Origin of the sequence: Micromonospora sp. NPDC005707 (genome assembly GCF_040631005.1) — a bacterium.
Taxonomy (GTDB): domain Bacteria; phylum Actinomycetota; class Actinomycetes; order Mycobacteriales; family Micromonosporaceae; genus Micromonospora.
This window is the reverse complement of sequence record NZ_JBEXYR010000023.1, coordinates 30,362-49,849: the sequence shown is the minus strand read 5'-3', so window position 1 is coordinate 49,849 and position 19,488 is coordinate 30,362. Positions and strand designations below refer to the sequence as shown.

The 19,488-nt window shown below is 73.6% G+C and carries 19 protein-coding genes; 9 read left to right on the top strand and 10 right to left on the bottom strand.

The features are described from left to right. The first annotated feature begins 44 nt into the window (after positions 1-44). The 6 genes from ABZ452_RS30405 (at position 45) to mug (ending at position 4,403) form a co-directional block, all read left to right on the top strand. A complete protein-coding gene (locus ABZ452_RS30405; RefSeq protein ID WP_357950219.1) occupies positions 45-617 on the top strand; it encodes a helix-turn-helix domain-containing protein in 573 nt (190 codons plus the stop codon). Between the two features lie 101 nt (positions 618-718). Continuing rightward, the gene (locus ABZ452_RS30400) at positions 719-1,639 is read left to right on the top strand and encodes a TIGR04222 domain-containing membrane protein (RefSeq protein WP_357950217.1); all 921 of its coding nucleotides are present in this window, start codon (positions 719-721) and stop codon (positions 1,637-1,639) included. Then, entirely contained in the window at positions 1,636-2,457 is an 822-nt protein-coding gene (locus tag ABZ452_RS30395) for a DUF692 domain-containing protein (protein ID WP_357950214.1), read from the top strand. The genes ABZ452_RS30400 and ABZ452_RS30395 overlap by 4 nt, the downstream gene beginning before the upstream one ends. Then, positions 2,454-2,903, top strand: coding sequence for a hypothetical protein (locus tag ABZ452_RS30390; protein ID WP_357950211.1), 450 nt, complete (start codon positions 2,454-2,456; stop codon positions 2,901-2,903). The genes ABZ452_RS30395 and ABZ452_RS30390 overlap by 4 nt, the downstream gene beginning before the upstream one ends. Before the next feature lie 43 nt (positions 2,904-2,946). Then, positions 2,947-3,708, top strand: a complete 762-nt coding sequence (locus ABZ452_RS30385; RefSeq protein WP_357950209.1) for an SDR family oxidoreductase — start codon at positions 2,947-2,949, stop codon at positions 3,706-3,708. 191 nt (positions 3,709-3,899) lie between these two features. Then, a complete protein-coding gene (gene mug, locus ABZ452_RS30380) occupies positions 3,900-4,403 on the top strand; it encodes a G/U mismatch-specific DNA glycosylase (protein ID WP_357950284.1) in 504 nt (167 codons plus the stop codon). Between the two features lie 7 nt (positions 4,404-4,410). Here the strand turns inward: mug and ABZ452_RS30375 are convergent, their stop codons facing one another. From ABZ452_RS30375 to ABZ452_RS30350, 6 genes are all read right to left on the bottom strand, one after another. After that, positions 4,411-5,187, bottom strand: a complete 777-nt coding sequence (locus ABZ452_RS30375; protein ID WP_357950206.1) for a MerR family transcriptional regulator — start codon at positions 5,185-5,187, stop codon at positions 4,411-4,413. Between the two features lie 35 nt (positions 5,188-5,222). Next, a complete protein-coding gene (locus ABZ452_RS30370) occupies positions 5,223-5,984 on the bottom strand; it encodes an ABC transporter permease (RefSeq protein WP_357950203.1) in 762 nt (253 codons plus the stop codon). Beyond that, on the bottom strand, positions 5,981-6,778 hold the full coding sequence (locus tag ABZ452_RS30365) for an ATP-binding cassette domain-containing protein (protein WP_357950200.1): 798 nt from the start codon (positions 6,776-6,778) through the stop codon (positions 5,981-5,983). The genes ABZ452_RS30370 and ABZ452_RS30365 overlap by 4 nt, the downstream gene beginning before the upstream one ends. A 100-nt stretch (positions 6,779-6,878) precedes the next feature. Beyond that, on the bottom strand, positions 6,879-8,861 hold the full coding sequence (locus tag ABZ452_RS30360) for an ABC transporter ATP-binding protein (RefSeq protein WP_357950281.1): 1,983 nt from the start codon (positions 8,859-8,861) through the stop codon (positions 6,879-6,881). Between the two features lie 114 nt (positions 8,862-8,975). Beyond that, positions 8,976-9,743 carry an enoyl-CoA hydratase/isomerase family protein gene (locus tag ABZ452_RS30355; RefSeq protein ID WP_357950198.1) on the bottom strand — a complete coding sequence of 256 codons (768 nt, stop codon included), beginning with the start codon at positions 9,741-9,743 and terminating at the stop codon, positions 8,976-8,978. Positions 9,744-9,789: 46 nt separating this feature from the next. Then, positions 9,790-10,017: a helix-turn-helix domain-containing protein gene (locus ABZ452_RS30350; protein WP_007462679.1), complete on the bottom strand. Its 228-nt coding sequence runs from the start codon at positions 10,015-10,017 to the stop codon at positions 9,790-9,792. A 213-nt stretch (positions 10,018-10,230) separates the two neighbouring features. Between ABZ452_RS30350 and ABZ452_RS30345 the strand changes: the two genes are divergently transcribed. Then, positions 10,231-10,824: a cadmium resistance transporter gene (locus ABZ452_RS30345; protein ID WP_357950196.1), complete on the top strand. Its 594-nt coding sequence runs from the start codon at positions 10,231-10,233 to the stop codon at positions 10,822-10,824. A gap of 6 nt (positions 10,825-10,830) precedes the next feature. On the opposite strand, the gene ABZ452_RS30340 is transcribed toward ABZ452_RS30345, so the two are convergent. Beyond that, positions 10,831-12,438, bottom strand: a complete 1,608-nt coding sequence (locus tag ABZ452_RS30340; RefSeq protein ID WP_357950194.1) for an ABC-F family ATP-binding cassette domain-containing protein — start codon at positions 12,436-12,438, stop codon at positions 10,831-10,833. A 249-nt stretch (positions 12,439-12,687) separates the two neighbouring features. On the opposite strand from ABZ452_RS30340, the gene ABZ452_RS30335 reads away from it, so the two are divergent. Then, positions 12,688-13,602 (top strand): neutral zinc metallopeptidase, encoded by a 915-nt coding sequence (locus tag ABZ452_RS30335; protein ID WP_357950278.1) that lies wholly within the window; start codon positions 12,688-12,690, stop codon positions 13,600-13,602. A gap of 72 nt (positions 13,603-13,674) precedes the next feature. On the opposite strand, the gene ABZ452_RS30330 is transcribed toward ABZ452_RS30335, so the two are convergent. The 3 genes from ABZ452_RS30330 to ABZ452_RS30320 form a co-directional block, all read right to left on the bottom strand. After that, positions 13,675-14,337 (bottom strand): acVLRF1 family peptidyl-tRNA hydrolase, encoded by a 663-nt coding sequence (locus ABZ452_RS30330; protein ID WP_357950192.1) that lies wholly within the window; start codon positions 14,335-14,337, stop codon positions 13,675-13,677. 94 nt (positions 14,338-14,431) lie between these two features. After that, the gene (locus tag ABZ452_RS30325) at positions 14,432-18,067 is read right to left on the bottom strand and encodes a M12 family metallo-peptidase (protein WP_357950189.1); all 3,636 of its coding nucleotides are present in this window, start codon (positions 18,065-18,067) and stop codon (positions 14,432-14,434) included. A 229-nt stretch (positions 18,068-18,296) separates the two neighbouring features. Further along, positions 18,297-18,920 (bottom strand): LysE family transporter, encoded by a 624-nt coding sequence (locus tag ABZ452_RS30320; RefSeq protein ID WP_357950186.1) that lies wholly within the window; start codon positions 18,918-18,920, stop codon positions 18,297-18,299. Positions 18,921-19,147: 227 nt separating this feature from the next. On the opposite strand from ABZ452_RS30320, the gene ABZ452_RS30315 reads away from it, so the two are divergent. Further along, positions 19,148-19,477, top strand: a complete 330-nt coding sequence (locus ABZ452_RS30315) for a nucleoside triphosphate pyrophosphohydrolase family protein (protein ID WP_357950183.1) — start codon at positions 19,148-19,150, stop codon at positions 19,475-19,477. Positions 19,478-19,488 lie beyond the last annotated feature (11 nt).

The following is a 19,488-nucleotide window of genomic DNA, read 5'->3' as shown; positions in this document are numbered from 1 at the left end:
ACGTACGGTTTGCATCGACCGCTTCCACCTGGAACGATCGACACGTGCCCAGAGTAAGCCAGGACCAGCTCGACGCGCGCCGGCAGGAGATCCTCGGCGCCGCGCGGGCGTGTTTCGCGCGGCACGGCTACGAGGGTGCCACCGTCCGCCGGCTGGAGGAGGCCACCGGGCTCTCCCGGGGCGCGATCTTCCACCACTTCCGGGACAAGGACTCGCTCTTCCTCGCCGTGGCCGAGGACGACGCCGCGATCATGGTGGAGACCGTCGCCCGCAACGGCCTGGTCCAGGTGATGCGGGACCTGCTGGCCCGGGCCGTCTCCCCGGACACCACCGGCTGGCTCGGCAGCCAGCTCGAGGTCTCCCGGCGCCTGCGCACCGACCCCGCGTTCGCCCGGCGCTGGGCGGAACGCTCGGCGGCGATCGCCGAGGCCACCCGGGAACGCCTGCTCCGCCAGCGCGAGGCCGGGGTGCTCCGCGACGACGTGCCGATCGACGTGCTGGCCCAGTTCCTGGAGCTGGCGTACGACGGTCTCGTGCTGCACCTGGCGATGGGCCGCCCCGCCGGTGACCTCAGCCGGGTGCTCGACCTGGTCGAGGAGGCCGTCCGCCGGCACTGACCGGCCCGCGGATATCGGTCCGATAACTCGACCGGCCGCGGAGATCACCGCTGGCGGACCTGCTCCACAATGAGCGCGACCCCTCGCGACAGGAGCAGAGCATGACAGTCCTCGCGGGCGACATTCTCGCGGGCGAGACCTGGGGCATCCCCGGCCCCGTCTTCCTCCGCTGGTACCTCGTGGCGGCCGTCGTCCTGGTCGTCGGCACCCTGGTGTACCGGTGGCGCGCGCTGGCCGGCACCCCCGTGCAGGGCGGTGGGCCGCTCGGGCCGCAGCAGGTCGCGTACCTCAACGGGGGCGACCAGCTCGCCGTCTGGACGGCGCTCGGCGGGCTGCGCCATGCCGGCGCGGTCGGCGTACGGCCCGACCGGCGGCTCACCACCGGCCGTCCGCTGCCGGCCGGAGTCACCCCACTGGACCAGGCGATCCACCACGCGGCCAACCGCGGCCTGCGCACCCGGGAGCTGAGCCAGGACGAGTGGGTCCGGCGCGCCCTCGACGAGCTGCGCGACGGCCTCGTGCGCCGGGGCCTGGCACTGGACAAGGAGCGGCGGGCGACGCTGCGCCGCGGCTCGCTGCTCGTCGGGGCCCTGGTGGCGGTCGGTTTCGTCCGGGCCTTCGTCGGCATCTCCAACGGCCGGCCCGCCGGCTGGCTGCTGCTCACCCTCGTGCCGCTCTTCATCGCGTTCCCGCTGCTCAACCGGGTGCCGTGGCGCACCCGGGCGGCCGACCGGGAGCTGCGCGAGCTGCGCCGCCAGCACACCTGGCTGCGTCCCGCCGCCGCACCGGCGTACGCCACCTACGGCCCGTCCGCCGCGGCGATGGGCGTCGCGCTGTTCGGCACCGCCACCCTCTGGAGCATGGACCCGGGCTTCTCCGAGCAGGCCGAGATCCAGCGCCAGGCCATGGGGTCGAGCGGCAGCTCGGGCAGTTCCTGCGGAGGCGGCAGCTCGTGCGGCGGGGGCAGCTCCTGCGGGGGCGGCGGTGGCGGCTGCGGCGGCGGTGGCGGGTGCGGCGGATGACGGCCGGACCGTCCGGCGTGGGCATCGGGTGGCGGCCGGAGATCGCCGGCTTCGTGGCGGGGCTGCCCGGGCTGCGGTTCGTCGAGGTGGTCGCGGAGACGGTCGCCCCGGCCGGGCCGCTCCCCGACGGCCTGGCCGAGCTGCGCGGGCGGGGCGTCACCGTCGTACCCCACGGGGTGAAGCTCTCCCTCGGCGGCGCGGAGCCGGTCGACCCGGCCCGGGTCGCGCACCTGGCCGCTGTGGCCGCGGCGCTGGACGCGCCGCTGGTCAGCGAGCACATCGCGTTCGTCCGAGCCGGCGGTCTGGAGGCCGGTCACCTGCTGCCGCTGCCCCGCAGCCGGGAGGCGGTGGCCGCGGTGGTGGCCAACGTACGCCGGGCGCAGGCCGAGCTGCCGGTGCCGCTGGCCCTGGAGCCGATCGCCGCGCTCTTCGACTGGCCGGACGACGAGCTGGACGAGGCCGACTTCCTCACCGAGATCCTCGACGCCACCGGGGCGCTGCTGCTCCTCGACGTCGCCAACGTGCACGCCAACGCCCGCAACCGGGGCGGCGACCCGGCCGCCCTGCTGGACCGGCTGCCGCTGGACCGGATCGCCTACGTGCACGTGGCCGGCGGCGCCGAGCAGGGCGGCTTCTACCACGACACGCACACCGACCCGGTCCCCGCCGAGGTGCTCGACCTGGTCCGTGAGCTGTGCGGGCGGCGCCGGCCACCGGCGCTGCTGCTGGAACGCGACGGCCACTACCCGCCCGCCGCCGAGCTGCGCGGCGAGCTGGACGCCCTGGCCGCCGCGTCGGCGTACCCGGTGGTCACGTGACCGGCGGGGACCTGGCCGGGCGGCAGGCGGAGCTGGTCGCGGCGCTCGTGGCCGGCGGGCCGCTGCCGCCCGGGTTCGCCGCCGCGCCGGTGGAGGCGGCCCGGCGGGCGCTGCTGCGCAAGCGGGCCGGCGACGTGGCCCGGCACTGGCCGCTGCTCGCCGCCGGTCTCGGCGACGCCTGGCCGGCCACCTTCGCCGGCTGGGCGGCCGGCCGCCCCACGGCCGGCTCGCTGCGCGACGGCTGGGACCTGGCCCGGGAGCTGCGCGACCGGGGCACGCTGCCGCCGCTGGGCGCGGAGGAGCTGGCCGCCCGCGAGGCGGCGAGCCGCTACGACGGCCGCACCGCCCCCCGGCCCCGGCGGCTGCCGGCCGTCGCCCGGGCCGGCGGCGCCGTCGCGGCCCAGCTCGCCGGCCGGGTACGCCTGCTCCGGCCCGCGCGACGCTGAGAGCGGGTGGCAGGCGCCCGCGGGGTACGGCAGGATCGGCGGCATGGATCTCGGACTCGCCGACCGGGTGTACGTGCTGACCGGCGCCTCGGGCGGCCTCGGCTTCGCCACCGCCGAACAGCTCGTCGCCGACGGCGCCCGCGTGGTGATCTCGTCCCGCGCCCCGGAGCGGGTCGCCGCCGCCGTCGAGGCGCTCGGCGGTCCGGAGCGGGCGATCGGGCTGACCGCCAACCTCACCGACGCGGGCACACCGGAGCGTCTCGTCGCGGCGGCGCGGGAGCAGTTCGGCCGGCTCGACGGGGCGCTGATCTCGGTGGGTGGCCCGCCCCGGGGCACCGCCGCCCAGGTCACCGACGAGCAGTGGCGGGAGTCCTTCGAGACGGTCTTCCTGGGCACCGTCCGCACCGCGCGCACGGTGGCCGCTGCGCTCACCGACGGGGGTGCCATCGGGCTGGTGCTGTCCACCTCGGTCCGCGGCCCGCTGCCCGGGCTCGGCATCTCCAACGGCCTGCGCCCCGGCCTGGCCGGGGTGGCCAAGGACCTGGCCGACGAGCACGGCCCCCGCGGCGTACGGGTGGTCAGCCTGCTGCCGGGGCGGATCATGACCGACCGCAACCGGGAGCTCCTCGCCGCGAGCGGCGACGCGGAGCGGGCCCGCACCGAGGCGGAGGCGTCGATCCCGCTGGGCCGCATCGGCGACCCCGCCGAGTTCGGCCGGGTGGCCGCCTTCCTGCTCTCCCCCGCCGCCGGCTACGTCACCGGGGTGACCGTGCCGGTCGACGGCGGCGCGCTGCGCGGCCTGTGACCCGCGAGCCGGTGAACGGGCGACGGCGCCGACCCGGGGACACCCGACCCGGGGCGGCCGCGCCCGGCGCTTCCCGGCCCGGACCGGCCGAGCCGGACCGGACGCCGGCCGGTGCGGCCGAGCCGGGCCGGGCGGCGGCCACCCGCCGGTATCCCCGGCCGACGAAGGAGCAGCTCGCGGCGGCGGCCGACCTGCTGCTGCCGGACCTGATCGCGCCCGGGCTGGACGTCCTGTTCGTCGGGATCAACCCGGGCCTGTGGTCGGCGGCCACCGGCTGGCACTTCGCCCGGCCGGGCAACCGGTTCTGGCCGGCGCTGCACCGGGGCGGTTTCACCCCGCGCCAGTTGCACCCCAGCGAGCAGGACGAGCTGCCCGGCCTCGGACTGGGCATCACCAACATGGTCGCCCGGGCCAGCGCCCGCGCGGACGAGCTGACCGCCGAGGAGCTGGTCGAGGGGGCGCGGGAGCTGACCACCAAGGTGGCGCGCTACCGGCCGCGCTGGGTGGCGGTGGTCGGGGTCACCGCGTACCGGATCGGGTTCGCCCGGCCGAAGGCGTCCTTCGGGCCGCAGCCGGAACCGCTCGCGGCGGCCCGGCTCTGGGTGCTGCCCAACCCGAGCGGGTTGAACGCGCACTTCACCCCGGAGACGCTCGGTGCCGCCTTCGGTGAGCTGCGCGCCGCGGTCGCCGGCTAGCCGCAGGTCAGTCGGGCCGCTCCAGCCGCTCCATGCGGTTCCAACCGGTCCAGCCACGTTCGCGCATCAGGTCCCGCAGTCGCTCCGCCCGCGGGTCGGTTTCGACGGCAAGTGCGTCCAGCAGGTCGAACGGCAGATCGTCGTGCGCCTCCTCGCCGGCGATCAGGTCACCGGAGCTGTCGGCCTGCTCGGCCAGGCCGGCCATGATGTCGGCGGCTTCCGCCAGGAGCGGTTCGCCGCCCGCGTCGCTGTCGAAGATCTCGGACAGCACCCGGTAGAGCCGAACGAGTTGCGGGTTCTCCAGCTCCGCGAGCTTCGCGGGGATCCACTCGCGGACCCGATCGGGCCAGCGGGCCGCGACCAGGATCCAGCCGTCCCGCTCGGCCTCCACCATCCGCTTCGACGCTCCGATGTCCCGAAGCCGATCGAGGTAGGCGACCACCTCCGGTGGGAGCGCCAGACTGTCCCCGGCAGTGAGCTGGGCGATCTGCTTGCGGCTGGTCTCCAGCCGTTCGATCTCACCGCACAGGTGGTTGTCGATCCGCCGGACCGCTTCGGCGAAGGCCGCCGCGTCGGCGTCGAGCATCCGGCTGATCTGCGACAGCGGAACGCCGGCGTCCGCGAGGGTGCGGATCTTGATGAGCGACACGACCGCCGTCGCGCCGTACCGCCGGTAACCCGAAGCGTCCCGCTCGGGCTCGGGCAGCAGCCCGATCTGGTGGTAGTGCCGCACCGCCCGCACCGTGACCCCGGCGTACGCCGCCAGTTGACCGATCGTCAGCATGCTCTGATCCTGCCCTCCACCCGCCCGTCGCCGGCTCAGGAGATCCTGCGACGGTAGGTGAGGTCGGCGAACACGAAGGCCACGACGAGGATGCCGACGCACCAGGCGAGGGCGATCCAGATGTCGGTGCCGACGCTCTGCCCGGTGAACAGGTCCCGGATCGCGTTGACGATGGAGGTCACCGGCTGGTGCTCGGCGAACGCCCGCACCGGGCCGGGCATCGACCCGGTGGGCACGAAGGCCGAGCTGACGAACGGCAGGAAGACGAGCGGGTAGGAGAAGGCGCTCGCGCCGTCCACCGACTTCGCGGTGAGCCCGGGGATCACGGCGATCCAGGTCAGCGCCAGGGTGAACAGGACCAGAATGCCGGCGACCGCGAGCCACGCCAGCACCCCTGCCCCCGAGCGGAAGCCCATGAGGAGGGCGACGAGGACGACGACCACGAGCGAGATCAGGTTGGCGACCAACGAGGTCAGGACGTGCGCCCACAGCACGGAGGATCGCGCGATCGGCATCGACTGGAACCGTTCGAAGATGCCGCCCTGCAGGTCCAGGAAGAGCCGGTAGGCGGTGTAGGAGATGCCCGAGGCGATCGTGATGAGCAGGATGCCGGGCAGCAGGTAGTTCACGTACGAGTCGGTCCCGGTCTCGATCGCGCCGCCGAAGACGTAGACGAACAGCAGCAGGAAGGCGATCGGCATGATCGCGGTCGTGATGATGGTGTCCGGGCTGCGGGCGATGTGGCGCAGGGAGCGTCCCAGGAGGACGGTGGTGTCGCCGAGGAAGTGCTTGTTCATCGCTGTTCCTTGTCCGTTCCGGCGCCGACGAGGGTGAGGAAGACGTCTTCGAGGGTCGGCTGCTTCTCGACGTACTCGATTTCGGCGGGTGGGAGCAGCCGCTTGAGTTCGTCGAGGGTGCCGTTCACGATGATCCGGCCCTCGTGGAGGATCGCGATCCGGTCGGCGAGCTGCTCCGCCTCGTCGAGGTACTGGGTCGTGAGCAGCACGGTCGTGCCACCCTGGGCGAGTTCCCGGACGGCCTGCCACACCTCGATGCGCGCCTCCGGGTCCAGCCCGGTCGTCGGCTCGTCGAGGAAGATGACCGGTGGGTTCCCGATGAGGCTCATCGCGATGTCCAGCCGGCGGCGCATGCCACCGGAGTACGTCGCCACCCTCCGGGTGCCCGCCTCGGTCAGCGAGAAGCGCCGCAGCAGGTCGTCCGCGATCGCGCCCGGGTTCTTGAGGTGCCTCAGCCGGGCGACCAGGACAAGGTTCTCCCGCCCGCTGAGGATCTGGTCGACCGCCGCGAACTGCCCGGTGAGACTGATGGACTCGCGTACGTCGGCGGCCTGTGTCGCGACGTCGAAGCCGTTGACCCGGGCGGTCCCGGTGTCGGCCCTGAGCAGCGTGGACAGGATCTTCACCACGGTGGTCTTGCCCGCTCCGTTCGAGCCGAGCAGGGCGAAGATGCTGCCCCGTGCCACGTCGACGTCCACGCCGCGCAGCACCTTGAGCTGCTTGAACGACTTCTCCAGGCCTCGCACGTGTATCGCGGGCTGCTCGACCTGATGTTCCGTTGGGGGAATGCTCATGACGGCAGCATGGAGGGTTGACGCAGCGTCAGGGTCAAGCCCGCGGGGCGGATTGTCCGGCGACAGTTGGCCGGCGCCGGGCCGGTTGGTCGGCGCCGGGCTAGTTGGCGGCGGCCGGCGGCAGGGCCTCCTGCGCCACGTAGGTGCCGACCGGCACGGTGGTGACCACCCTCTCCGGCTGCTCGGGCTCGGCGTAGGGGGCCGGCGAGTCGGTGACCGCGAACTGGGTGCGGTAGAGCTCGGCGTAGAGGCCGCCGACGGCGACCAGCTCGTCGTGCCGGCCGCGCTCGACGATCCGCCCCTCGTCGAGGACGAGGATCTGGTCGGCGTCGCGGACCGTGGACAGCCGGTGCGCGATCACCAGCGCGGTGCGCCCGGTCAGCGCCACCGACAGCGCCCGCTGCACCGCCGCCTCGCTCTCCGAGTCGAGGTGCGCGGTGGCCTCGTCGAGGATCACGATCGACGGGGCCTTGAGCAGCAGCCGGGCGATGGCGATGCGCTGCTTCTCGCCGCCGGAGAAGCGGTAGCCGCGCTCGCCGACCGTGGTGTCCAGCCCGTCGGGCAGGGCGCGGACCAGGTCGGCGACCTGCGCGCCGGCCAGCGCGGCCCAGATCTCGTCGTCGGTGGCGTCCGGCTTGGCGTAGCGCAGGTTCTCCCGGATCGTCTCGTGGAACAGATGCGAGTCCTGCGTGACCACGCCGATCTCGTCGCGGAGCGAGGCGAGGGTGGCCTCCCGCACGTCGACCCCGCCGACCAGCACCTGGCCGTCGCTGACGTCGTAGATCCGGGAGATCAGCATGGAGAGCGTCGACTTGCCGGCGCCGGAGGGGCCCACCAGGGCCACCATCTGGCCGGGCTCGACGGCGAACGAGACGCCCTTGAGCACGGGCTCGTTGACCGTGCGGTCGAGCGCGGCGACCTCCTCCAGGGAGGCCAGCGACACCTCGGCGGCGCTCGGGTAGCGGAACCGCACGTCGCGGAACTCGACCCGGCCGTTGCCGCGGGGCACCGGCTGGGCGTCGGGCTTCTCCTCGATGCCGGGGCGCAGGTCGAGCACCTCGAAGACGCGGTCGAAGGAGACCAGCGCGCTCATCACGTCGACCCGGACGTTGGAGAGCGCGGTGAGCGGGCCGTAGAGGCGGGTGAGCAGCAGCGCCAGCTTGACCACGGTGCCGGCGCTGACCGCGCCGGTGACGGCCAGCCAGCCGCCGAGCCCGTAGGTGAGCGCCTGGGCGAGGGAGGCGACCAGCAGCATGGCGACGAAGAAGGTGCGCGAGTACATGGCCGACTGGATGCCGATGTCGCGGACCCGCTCGGCCCGGCCGGCGAACCGCGTCGCCTCCACCTCGGGCGAGCCGAAGAGCTTGACCAGCAGGGCGCCCGAGACGTTGAACCGCTCGGTCATCGTCGCGTTCATCTTGGCGTCGAGGTTGTACGACTCGCGGGTGATCTCGGCCAGCCGGCGGCCGACCCGGCGCGCCGGGATGATGAAGATGGGCAGCAGCACGAGCGCCAGCACGGTGATCTGCCACGACAGGATGAGCATCGCGCCGGCCGTGAGCACGAGCTGGATGACGTTGCTGACCACGCCGGACAGCGTCGAGGTGAACGCCCGCTGGGCGCCGAGCACGTCGTTGTTGAGCCGGCTGACCAGCGCGCCGGTCTGGGTGCGGGTGAAGAACTGCAGCGGCATCCGCTGCACGTGGTCGTAGACCCGGGTGCGCAGGTCGAGGATGATGCCCTCGCCGATCCGGGCCGAATACCACCGCTGGGCCAGCGAGAAGAGCGCGTCGGCCACGGCCAGCACGGCGATGATCAGGGCGAGGCGGACCACGGTGGCGCCCGCGTCGGAGCCGCCGCCGGCGATCGCGTCGATGACGTCACCGGCGAGCAGCGGGGTGGCCACCCCGATCACCGCGGCGATCACCACGGTGACCAGGAAGACGATGATGTCGCGCCGGTAGGGCTGGGCGAAAGCGACGATCCGCCGGGCGGTGCCGCGCTTGAGCTGGTGGGTGGAGATCTCGTCGCGGTTGCGCATCGACCGGAGCATGCTCCAGCCGCCCATGCCGCCACCGGCCATCGGGTTGGACACTCGTCACCTCCGGGTCGTCGGCAGCCGTGGACCGTCGGGGTCAATTCTCCCGACGACTACGACAACCTCGCGAGTAACCCGGATCTTCCCGGATGGTCCTTACTATTCGCCTCGACCGGCCAGGTCGCGGATCCGCCGGGTCTGCGCCTCGCGCTCGGCCCGCTGCTGCTCGGCGTGGGTGCGCCCGCCCGCGCCGGCGAGCAGCGCCTTGATCTCCACGATCGCGTCGCGGTTGTTGGCCAGCAGGCCCGCCGTCAGGTCGCGCACCGCGCCGTCGAGCTCACCGGCCGGCACCACGAGCGTGGCCAGGCCGATGCGGTCCGCCTCGGCGGCGTCCATCCGGCGGCCGGTGGCGCAGATCTCCAGCGCGCGGGAATAGCCGACCAGCTCGGCGAGGCGCTTCGTGCCGGCCAGGTCGGGGACCAGGCCGAGGGTCACCTCGGCCATGGAGAGTCGGGCGTCCTCGGTGAGCACCCGCAGGTCGCAGGCGAGGGCGAGCTGGAAGCCGGCGCCGATGGCGTGGCCCTGCACGGCGGCGATCGAGATCACGTCGGGCCGGTGCAGCCAGGTGAAACCGCCCTGGTACTCGGCGATCCGGTCGGCGCACTCCTGCTCGGACAGGGTGGACAGCTCGGCGAAGGAACCCGGGCCGGAGGAGCCGGCGACCGACAGGTCGAGGCCGGCGGAGAAGGCCCGCCCCTCACCGCGCACCACGACGACGCGGACGTCGCCGGGCAGGTCCCGGGAGAAGTCGCTCATCGCGCGCCACATGGCCGGGGTCTGCGCGTTGAGCACGTCGGGCCGGCACAACGTCACCGTCGCGACCGGCCCGTCGCAGTCGAGTCGTACTCCGGTCGTCTCGGCGGTCACCGGACCGCCCGGAGCACAGCGCTGATGGACGACGCTGGGGGGCGGGTCACGCCTTCTTGCGGCGCCGGGCGCCGCCACGCTGCCGCAGCTGCACCCCGGACTCGGTGAGCACCCGGTGGATGAACCCGTAGGAACGGCCGGTCGAGGCCGCGAGCGCACGGATGCTCTCACCCGAGGTGTACCGCTTTACCAGGTCCTTGGCGAGCGTCTGCCGCTCGGCCCCGACGATCCGGCGACCCTTCTCAGTGCTGGTGGCTGTGCCGGTGGCTGCCATGCTGATTCCTCACGTCCCAGACTGTGCGGTTCGGATACGGTCCCACCTATTAGACCGCCTCGGACGATCATGCGCCAGATATCAACTATTCGCCAACCGACACGCTATGCAATGTCAGCTTCCCGATAGAGTGATCCTCCTGACCGGCCCAGCCGGCGTCGGCCGGCCGGATCATGAGAGGCCGACCGGCCGGCCGAGCCGTACGCTCCTCGGGTGATCGACCTGCTGGCCGCGGCGGCCGCCGCCGCGGGCGTCTTCGCCGCCACCAACATCGACGACATCGTCGTGCTCACGGTGTTCTTCGTGGCGGCCCGGCGCACCGGCCGGCCCCTCCCCTGGCAGATCGTCGCCGGCCAGTACGCGGGCATCGGCGCGCTGGTCGGGGTCGCGGTGGTGGTCGCCGCCGGGCTGCTGGTGGTGCCCGATCCGTGGACCGGCCTGCTCGGGTTGCTGCCGATCGCGCTGGGCGTCCGCGCCCTGCTGGCCCGCCGCGGCGACGACGAGCCGCCGGCCGTGGTCGGCGGCCTGCTCGGCGTGGCCGGGGTGACGGTGGCCAACGGCGCCGACAACGTCGCCGTCTACGTGCCGGTGTTCCGCTCGCTCGACCCGGCCACCGGCCTGGCCTGGCTGCTGGTCTTCGCCGCCCTGGTGGCCGTCTGGTGCGCGGCCGCCGCCCTGCTCGGCAACCACCCCCGGGTGGTGTCCCTGGTCGGCCGCGCCGGCCACTGGTTGGTCCCGGCCGTCTTCATCGCCCTCGGCGTGGTCATCCTGACCACCTCCGGCGTCCTCCCCCACCTGCTCCCCTGACGGGGGTCAGGCCAGTTCGACCAGTTCCAGGAGGTCGTCGGACCAGGCGTCCTCGTCGCCGTCGGGGAGGAGGATGGCGCGGTCGGGCTTCAGCGCCAGCACCGCGCCCGGGTCGTGGGTGACCAGCACGATGGCGCCCGGGTAGCGGGCGATCGCGTCCAGCACCTGCTCGCGGCTGACCGGGTCGAGGTTGTTCGTCGGCTCGTCCAGCAGCAGCACGTTGGCGCCGGAGCAGACCAGGGTGGCCAGGGCCAGCCGGGTCTTCTCGCCGCCGGAGAGCACCCCGGCCGGCTTGTCGACGTCCTCGCCGGAGAACAGGAACGCGCCCAGGATGCGGCGCAGGTCGGTGTCGGTCTGCTCCGGCGCGGCGCTGCGCATGTGCTCCAGGATGGTCCGCTCGACGTCCAGCGTCTCGTGCTCCTGCGCGTAGTAGCCGAGCCGCAGGCCGTGCCCGGGGCGCACCTCGCCGGTGTCCGGTTCGAGCAGGCCGCCGAGCATCCGCAGCAGGGTGGTCTTGCCGGCGCCGTTGAGGCCCAGGATCGCCACCCGGGAGCCGCGGTCCACCGCCACGTTCACGTCGGTGAAGATCTCCAGCGACCCGTACGACTTCGACAGGCCGGAGGCGGTGAGCGGGGTCTTGCCGCACGGCGCCGGGGTGGGGAAGCGCACCTTCGCCACCTTGTCGGCGACCCGGACGTCCTCCAGGCCGGACAGCAGCTTCTCGGCCCGCCGGGCCATGTTCTGCGCGGCGACGGTCTTGGTGGCCTTGGCCCGCATCTTGTCCGCCTGGGCCATCAGCGCGCCGGCCTTCTTCTCGGCGTTGGCCCGCTCCCGGCGGCGGCGCCGCTCGTCGGTCTCCCGCGCCTCCAGGTACGCCTTCCAGCCCAGGTTGTAGACGTCGACCACGGAGCGGGTGGCGTCCAGGAACCAGACCTTGTTGACCACGGCCTCCAGCAGGGAGGCGTCGTGGGAGATCACGATGAGGCCGCCCTTGTGGTTGCCGAGGAAGCCGCGCAGCCAGGTGATCGAGTCGGCGTCGAGGTGGTTGGTCGGCTCGTCGAGCAGCAGGATGCCGCCGCCGTTCTCGCCGGCGTCGCGGAACAGGATCCGGGCCAGCTCGATGCGGCGGCGCTGGCCGCCGGAGAGGGTGCCGATGGTCTGCGCCAGGGCCCGGTCGGGCAGCCCGAGGTTCGCGCAGATCCGGGCCGCCTCGGCCTCGGCCGCGTAGCCGCCCAGGGAGGCGAACTGGTCCTCCAGCGCGCCGTAGCGGCGGACCAGCCGCTCGTCGTCGGCGCCCTCGGCGAGCTTCTCCTCCAGCTCCTTCATCTGCGCCATGAGGACGTCCAGGCCGCGGGCGGAGAGCACCCGGTCCCGCCCGGTGACCTCCAGGTCGCCGGTGCGCGGGTCCTGCGGCAGGTAGCCGATCGCGCTGCGCCGGTCGATCTGCCCGGCGTAGGGCTGCCCCTCCCCCGCCAGCACCTTCAGCGTGGTGGTCTTGCCGGCGCCGTTGCGGCCGACCAGGCCGATCCGGTCACCCGGCTGCACCCGCAGCGTGGTGTCGGACAGCAGGATCCGGGAACCGGCGCGCAGTTCCAGGCCGGTGGCGTTGATCATGTCGAGGTACTCGCTCTCGGGGTTCGGCGAAGGGCTGACTCAGGGCACGCGAAAGCGCCGGCGGGTCATGATTTCCCGTCGGCGCGGGGCCGTTCAGCCTTCGCAGCGCAGCACGCGCCAATTGTACCGGGCGCTCCCCGGGCGGCCCGGCGGATTACCGCGCAAGATCATCGGGTACCGAAAACCCCGTCCGGACCCGGTCCGGTACCGCAACCACCACACACGGACTAATCGGTGATCGGGGTCAACATGGAGCTGAACGAGAACGCGCGGGTCGACACCAGCCAGGTGGAGGATCGGCGAGGGTCCGGCGGAGGCGGCGGGATGGGCATACCGATCCCGATCGGCGGCGGCCGGGGCGGGATCGTGGGCATCATCATCGCCGTCGTGGTCGCCCTGGTGGGCGGCGGCTTCGGGCTGAACGCGGCCACCAACGGCGGCGGCTCCGAGCAGGGCGACAACACCTCGCTGGAGCAGAAGTGCTCCGCGCAGGACGCGCTGGAGCAGCTCGACTGCCGCAACACGCTCTACGTCAACTCGATCCAGGCGTACTGGCGGACCGCCCTGCCGCAGGTCTTCGGTGACCAGTACAAGCCGTCGAAGACCGTGTTCTTCAGCCAGAACGTGAGCACCGGCTGCGGCGCGGCCGACTCCGGGGTCGGCCCGTTCTACTGCCCCGCGGACGACCTGGTCTACATCGACCTCACCTTCTACCGCCTGCTCGCCGACCAGCTCGGCGCCGAGGGCGAGTTCGCCCAGCCGTACGTGCTGGCCCACGAGTACGGGCACCACGTGCAGGACCTGCTCGGCACCGAGGCGCAGATGCGCCGCCAGCAGCAGCGCGACCCGCAGAACGCCAACACGCTGTCGGTGAAGCTGGAGCTCCAGGCCGACTGCTACGCCGGCGCCTGGGCGAAGAACGCCACCGGCACCTCCGACGAGAAGGGCCAGAAGATCTTCAAGAGCATCACCGACCAGGACATCCAGCAGGCGATCGACACGGCCGAGAAGATCGGCGACGACGCGATCCAGCAGCGCTCCGGCCGGCCGGTGAACCCGGACGAGTTCACCCACGGCACCTCCGAGCAGCGCAAGCAGTGGTTCACCAAGGGCTTCTCCACCGGCGACCCGAAGGCCTGCGACACCTTCGGCGGCACCCAGTAACGCCCGACACACCGGACCCCGGCGACCACCCCGGCGCCGGGGTCCCGCCATGTCCGGCCCCGACGGGGGGGGTCAGCGGGCGCCGTCGGGGGCCGGGTCGCGGACCAGGATCCGCACCGCGCGGGCGGCGGCCACCGCGCCGACCAGCACGGCGTGCCGGGGCTCGGGCACGTCGAGCAGCCGCTCCGCGCGCAGGGCGGCCAGCGGGGCCAGCCGCCGGTCGGCCAGCACCGTGTCCACGGCCCGCCGGTCCCCGCCGCCGACCACGGCCGTCAGGCGCTCCGCCTCCGGCAACAGCAGGCGTACGGCCAGCTCGGCCGCGTCACCCAGCGCCGCCTTCGCCTGGTTGTCCCGCCGCCGGGCGAAGCGCTGCTGGGACCAGCCGCCCGCGGCGGTGCGCCCCTGCACGTACCGGGTGTCCACCTTCGAGACGACCAGGTCGGGGCCCTCGGCGACGCCGACCGCCACCGCGCCCTTGCGGGCCAGCAGCAGGCCGAGGCGGCGGGGCGCGCCGGCCGCGGCCACGAACCCGGGCACGTCGGCGGTGGCCGGGGCGCCGGGCGGGGTGTGCAGCTCGGCCGTGGCGCCGTCGGGGGCGCTGAGCAGCAGGCCGTACCCCTCGACGGTCGTGGTGGGCGGGCCGTGCCGCTCGGCGAAGCCCTCGACCCAGCGGGCGACGCGGGTCGGGTCGACCTCGACCCACCGGCCGCCCCCGGCCGCGGGTCGGCTGCTCATGCGACGACGGTACGGCACCGGGGCGCGCCCGGACACCACGGGGAGACGGAACGCGGGAGGACACCGGACCGGCGCCCTCCCGCGTTACCCGCCGTCAGTGGACGGTGAGGTTCCCGCCGGTCAGTTTCACCTCGGCGGTGCCGGCCCCCGTCCAGTCGGACGAGAAGAGCAGCGCACCCCCCTGCCACAGGGTGATCCCGACGCTGTCCTTCCGGCCGGGGGAACCCCGGTCGGTGACCGTCACGGCCAGGGTCAGCCCGCCGGCCACCACCGTGCCGGTGCGGTCGACCAGGTCGGCCCGGTAACGCACCTGCGCGGCCCCGCCGTCCCCGGCCAGGCCGACACCCTCGACGGCCGTGCCCCGGATCTCGTAGCTCCGGCCGCCGGAGCGGAACCCGACGGTCGCCGAACCGGTCGGGCTCTTACCGGGCCGGGCCGCCTTCGCGGCCAGGTCGACGGTCACCGGCGATCCGGCGGCCGCCGGATACCGGCCGGCGGACCGGCCCGCGGCCAGTGCGCCCTCGCCGGTGAGGAACGACCCGTCGGAGGCCGCCACGGTCACCCGGGCGCTGGTGCCGCCCGTGTAGTGGCCGCCGACCGTCGCGGTGACGGTGTGGCTACCCGCCGGCAGGGTCGCCTCGCACGACGCCGATGCGCTGCCGCTGTCCGCACCGAGCAGGTCGAGCACGCCGGTGCAGAGCGGCACGCCGCCCTCGGCGAAGGTGACCGTGGCGGTGCGGATGTCCCCCGCGGTGGTGTCCGTCGCGCCGGGCAGCACCGCGCTGTCCCGGACGACGGCCCGCAGCAGGGCCCGGCCCGTGGCGCCGTTCGTGGTCACCAGGGTGTCGCCGGCCCAGCTCGCCGCCGCGTCCTCCGCGGCGACCCGGATCGTGAACGAGGTGGCCGCGACCAGGCCGGTGCCGTCGGTGACCGTGACGGTGACCGGGTAGTCGCCCGGCGCCGCGCCGGTGGTCCCCGTCACCGTCCAGCTCCGCGTGCCCGGCGTCCCGGTGCCGGAGGTGGCCGACACGGCCAGGGACAGGCCGGCGGGCAGGCCGGCGGCGGACGCGGTCAGCTCCGCCCCGACGGTGTCCGCGTCGGTCGCCGTGACCCGGACCGTCGGCGCGAGACCGTCGCTGTACTGGACGGCTGCCCCGCCCGCCGGGGCGTCGTTCGACACCACGGGCACGGCCCGGATCGTGAGGTCGGCGTCGTTCAGGTCGAAGAAGACGTTGCCGACCGCCTCGATCCGGATCCGCGCCTGCTTCGTCGCCACGTTCGGCAGGCTCACCGTCGCGCTACCGGTGTTCGGGGTGCTCTCGGCCAGCACGTACGGGAAGGTCTTCCCGCCGTCCGCGGAGAGCGTGATCTTCACCTGGCCGGCGTTCACCGGCGCCGCGTCGGTTCCGGCCACGTCCCAGGTGACCGCCTGCGTCGAGCCGCCGTCCAGGACGGCGGCGGAACCCTGCGAGGTGACCAGGAACGGCCCGGCGTCCGGCGCCAGCACCACGGCGGCGTCGGCGCTGCCGACGCCGCCGCCACCCGGCCGGCCGTCCCGGGCGGTGAGCTTGAAGTGCATGGTCCGGTCGTTGGCCAACCCGACCCAGTCCCGGGTGGGCAGGAACTCCGAGTAACAGTCGACGAGGTCCGCCGGCACGTTGGTGGCGCCACCGCTGGCCGGCGGCGCCGGCGCGGCCGGGCAGGCGCCGGTTCTGGCGTTCGTGTTGCCCGCCAGGATCTGCGTCAGGTCCGGGAACACCCGCGTCGGGTCGGTGGAAACCGCGTTCAGGCCGGGCGAGTGGTATTCCAGGGTGTCGCTCGGCGAGACGTTGGCGGCCGTGCCGAACACCCGGAACAGCGGGCCGTTGACCTTGGTGTTGTTCACCAGCGCGGTGCCGGCGGCGCCGCCCCGGTCGTTCTGCTCCCACAGGTACGTCAGGGTGTCGCCGTCCGAGTCGGTGGCGCTGCCGGACAGCGCGAACGGGGTACGCACCGGAATGGTGACCGTGTCCGGCACGGTGACCACCGGCGCGTGGTTGGCGGTCACCTCGGCCAGGAAGCCGCCGTTGTCGATGGCGCCGCCCTTGGCGGTCTCGCCGACGAACCCGGACGCGCCGGAGAGGCCCGTGAGGGCGAGCGGGGCGACGTTGGTGGCGGCCAGCGTGCCACCGAAGGTGACCTGGAAGCCGGTGTCGTTGAGCGCGCCGCTGCCGCCGAACGCGGCCACCGTGACCGTCGCACCGGCCGGCCAGCCGGTGATCGCCTCGACGGCCGCCTTGATGCCGGCCGTGCTGTAGTTGACCCCCCGCACGATCGGCGCGGACTCGACGCCGTTCCAGGACACCGTGAACGTGTCGCCGTCGGTGTCGAAGTCGCGCAGCGAGACCGTCTGCACCTCGTTGATGGCCGGGCGGGTGGAGGTGACGTAGTTGGTGATCTCGGTGTAGCTGCGGTGCGACCAGTACGGGTCGCTGTGCGGCTGGAGGTTGTCCTGCTGGCAGATCCCCGCGTAGGCCATGATGGACGACCCGCTGCCCGGTTCGTACGAGTTGGCCGCGCTCCGGTTGCCGCCCGAACAGTTCCACTGGTTGCCGTTGAACGTGTGGTTGCCGGCGAACTGGTGGCCCATCTCGTGCGCCACGTAGTCCACCGCGTAGAAGTCACCGACCGGTGTCGGCAGGCCGGTGCAGCCCTGGGCCTTGCCGTTGCCGCCGATGACGCCGAGGCTGGCCACGCCGCCGCCGTTGACGCCGAGGCCGATGTGGCCCACGTCGTAGTTGCCGGCGCCGACGAGCTGACCGAGGACGATGCGGTTACGGCTGAGCGTCCCGCTACCGCAGGAGCTGAGCTGTGCCGGGGTGAAGCAGGCCGCCGCGCCGCACGGGCCGTTGGGCTCGGTGGCGAGCGCCGGGGTGTTGAGGTTGGTCTTCTCGGTGTCGTTGATCAGCACGAGCCGGATCGCGGTCTCGTCCTCGTAGATCTGGGTGACCCGGTTCATCAGGGTGACCTTGGCCGCGGTGACGTTCTCCGCGCCGCCGAAGAAGGTGGCGTAGGAGGGGTCGGTCACCAGCGCCACCCGGTAGGTGCGCAGCGTCACCGACGGTCCGGTGGGGACCTCGGTGGGTGCCACACCCACCTCGCCCTCGAGGGCCTGGGCGGCCGCCATGACGTCCTCCCGTTCGACGAGGTCGCCGTGCGGGTTCGCCAGGTCGCGGACGAAGTAGCTCGCGTAGAGGCTCTGGTCCAGGTGGTAGTAGGGGTCGACGTACCAGTTCCCGGCCGCCGAGCGGACCGAGGCGTGGAAGCCGAGCGGAGTCAGGTCCGCGCGCACGGTCGCGGTCGGGTCGTCCAGGCCACGACCGGCGTACGTGCTGATCTCGGGGTGCGCCGCGGCCAGGCCCGCTTCCATGACGGGCGAGTCCACCAGCTCGAAGCGCTGGAACGTCCCGTTCGGCGCCGGCAGCGTCACGACCTGGGCCGATGGGCGGAGGGACGGGCTCCGCTCCGGCGGCGCCTTGTCGAGCACGCCCTTCATGCTCTGCCGGTCCAGCGTGTAGGTGGTCAGCCGGTCGGCGTGCACGGTCGCCTTCCGGCCGGCCTTGGTCGGCGCGGGCTTGCCGTCCACCTTGTGCCACGGGCCCCCGGAGGGCGGGGCCGCGCCGGCCGGGGCCGGTGCCGCCAGCGCCGGCAGCACCGCCGCCGCCAGCGCGGCGACCAGGAGACCTGCCATCCGCCCGCGTCGCGCCCGACGGTCTGTCGACCGGTGCGGTCGTCGTACCAGAGTGATCATCAGTCGTCGTCCCCCTGCTCGGTGAGGAGTGGGTGGAGCCGCGCACGCGCCCGGATCGACGGGGCGTACGCGGATGATCCACAGATGGTCACAGACCCTAGGCGGACCAGGGAATTCTTCACATCAGCCGGACAGCTGACACTCCTGACAGGACGGCGGTCGCCGCGGGTCAGCCCAGCAGCGTGGCGACGGCGAGCGCGGCGATGATCGCGCTGGACGCCAGCGCGGTCACCAGGCGGCCCCGGGGTCCGGTGAGGACCCGGCCCACCAGGGTGCCGCCGCCGGCGATCAGCAACTGCCAGCTGGCCGAGGCGAGGAAGGCGCCGAGCACGAAGAGCGCCGCGCCCACGGGGTCCCGGCCGGTCGCGTCGTTGCGCCCGAGGACGAGCGCGGCGAAGTAGATGACGGTGGCCGGGTTGAGCAGGGTCAGGGCCAGGATGCCGGCGAACGCCCGCCCGGCCGTGTCCAGGCCGCGGTTGACGGTGGCGGCCCTGGCCTCGGAGCGGGAGCGCAGCGCCCGCCACGCGCCGTGCGCGGCAAGGGCAAACAGCACTGCCGCGGCCACCAGCCGCAGCGGCCCGGCGATCGGCGTGATCACGGACGCGACGGCCGCGCCGCCCAGCACGGCCACCGCCGCGTAGAGGCCGTCGGCGGTGGCGACCCCGAGCGCCGCGGCCGCGCCGACCCGGAACGAGGTGCGGGCGCTGAGCCCGAGGATGAGGATCGCGATCGCGCCGACCGGCACGGCGACGCCGTAGCCGGCCACCAGACCGGCGAGGAACGCCCCGGTCACGACGGTGGGCGGCGGGTCGAGGCGGCCGGCGGCAGGGTGCGCTGTCGACGCGCGGCAGTGGCCGCACGGACAGGAGCCTGCTTCGGGTACGCCTCGATCACGCGCCCATCGTGCCCGCACCTCCCCGACGCCGCCACCCGTTTTCCCGAGCCCGGTCCCTCTGGGATCATGGACGGAACCGGCCCGGTAGGGGGCCGTTCGCTACCAAGATCCGGTGGAGCGCCGAATTGGACCTGGACGACTATCAGCGCGGCGCCCTGCGTACCGCCGCTCCACGGGACAAGCCGAACGAGCTGCTCCACCTGGTGCTCGGGCTGGTCGGCGAATCCGGTGAGATCGCCGAGAAGTTCAAGAAGTGGGTCCGGGACCTCGACAGCGACGAGTCGCGGATCGACCGGGCCGACATCGCGAAGGAGCTCGGTGACGTGCTCTGGTACGTGGCGGTGCTCGCCGACTACCTCGATCTGTCGCTGGACGACGTCGCGGCGGCCAACCTGGCCAAGCTGGCCAGCCGCCAGGGCCGTGGCGTGCTGGGTGGCAGCGGCGACAACCGCTGATCCGGGCTCTG

Excerpts from the sequence above, each read along its gene's own strand:
- ABZ452_RS30340 (WP_357950194.1), bottom strand. The coding sequence starts at position 12,438 with ATGATCAACGCCACCGGCCTGGAACTGCGCGCCGGTTCCCGGATCCTG.
- ABZ452_RS30335 (WP_357950278.1), top strand. The coding sequence starts at position 12,688 with ATGGAGCTGAACGAGAACGCGCGGGTCGACACCAGCCAGGTGGAGGAT.
- ABZ452_RS30360 (WP_357950281.1), bottom strand. The coding sequence starts at position 8,861 with ATGGCCGGTGGCGGCATGGGCGGCTGGAGCATGCTCCGGTCGATGCGC.
- ABZ452_RS30350 (WP_007462679.1), bottom strand. The coding sequence starts at position 10,017 with ATGGCAGCCACCGGCACAGCCACCAGCACTGAGAAGGGTCGCCGGATC.
- ABZ452_RS30400 (WP_357950217.1), top strand. The coding sequence starts at position 719 with ATGACAGTCCTCGCGGGCGACATTCTCGCGGGCGAGACCTGGGGCATC.
- ABZ452_RS30385 (WP_357950209.1), top strand. The coding sequence starts at position 2,947 with ATGGATCTCGGACTCGCCGACCGGGTGTACGTGCTGACCGGCGCCTCG.
- ABZ452_RS30325 (WP_357950189.1), bottom strand. The coding sequence starts at position 18,067 with ATGGCAGGTCTCCTGGTCGCCGCGCTGGCGGCGGCGGTGCTGCCGGCG.
- ABZ452_RS30375 (WP_357950206.1), bottom strand. The coding sequence starts at position 5,187 with ATGCTGACGATCGGTCAACTGGCGGCGTACGCCGGGGTCACGGTGCGG.
- ABZ452_RS30370 (WP_357950203.1), bottom strand. The coding sequence starts at position 5,984 with ATGAACAAGCACTTCCTCGGCGACACCACCGTCCTCCTGGGACGCTCC.
- ABZ452_RS30395 (WP_357950214.1), top strand. The coding sequence starts at position 1,636 with ATGACGGCCGGACCGTCCGGCGTGGGCATCGGGTGGCGGCCGGAGATC.
- ABZ452_RS30365 (WP_357950200.1), bottom strand. The coding sequence starts at position 6,778 with ATGAGCATTCCCCCAACGGAACATCAGGTCGAGCAGCCCGCGATACAC.
- ABZ452_RS30330 (WP_357950192.1), bottom strand. The coding sequence starts at position 14,337 with ATGAGCAGCCGACCCGCGGCCGGGGGCGGCCGGTGGGTCGAGGTCGAC.